We start from the raw sequence: 449 nt of genomic DNA, 5'->3' as shown, positions 1-449 counted from the left end.
ATCGAAAACCGACCCGCCCGGGCTGTTGAGGCGCAGGTCGATGGCCGCGTCATCCGGCAGCGCGCCCAGCTCGGCCAGGAACCCCTTGGCCGAGACGCCGTAGGCGCCGATCTCGTCATAGATCAGCACCTCCGCGCCGCCGTCACGGGCGCGGATCGTGTACCAGCTCTTCATCATGTCACTCCTGTTCGCTCGCGCGGTTCGGTGCCGCCGCATCGTCGTGGCTGTCGCCATCCGCTGCATCGTCCGGCTCCGGCCGTGTCGCCGGGGTCGCCCGCGCCCCTTGCGTCTCGCCCGGGCTGGTACGGTAGCTGAGGCCCAGCTCCGCGGCGCGCGCCGTGTCCGTCGCGTTCTCGCGGTCCACTTCCTCGACGTCGTAGCCGGTGGCCTCGACCACCTTGCGCCGGGAAGTGATGCCCGCCTCCATCGCCAGCACCTGCGCCTGGATG

General features: G+C 70.8%; 1 pseudogene. It reads right to left on the bottom strand.

Annotated elements, in window-relative coordinates:
• Positions 1-178: 178 nt before the first annotated feature.
• Positions 179-449 (bottom strand): annotated as a pseudogene (locus AB6A66_RS17510) (phage portal protein); the annotation flags it as partial.

Origin of the sequence: Rhodosalinus sp. K401 (assembly GCF_041365735.1) — a bacterium.
Taxonomy (GTDB): domain Bacteria; phylum Pseudomonadota; class Alphaproteobacteria; order Rhodobacterales; family Rhodobacteraceae; genus Rhodosalinus.
Note: the sequence above shows the minus strand (reverse complement) of the source record. Positions and strands in the feature narration are given on the sequence as shown.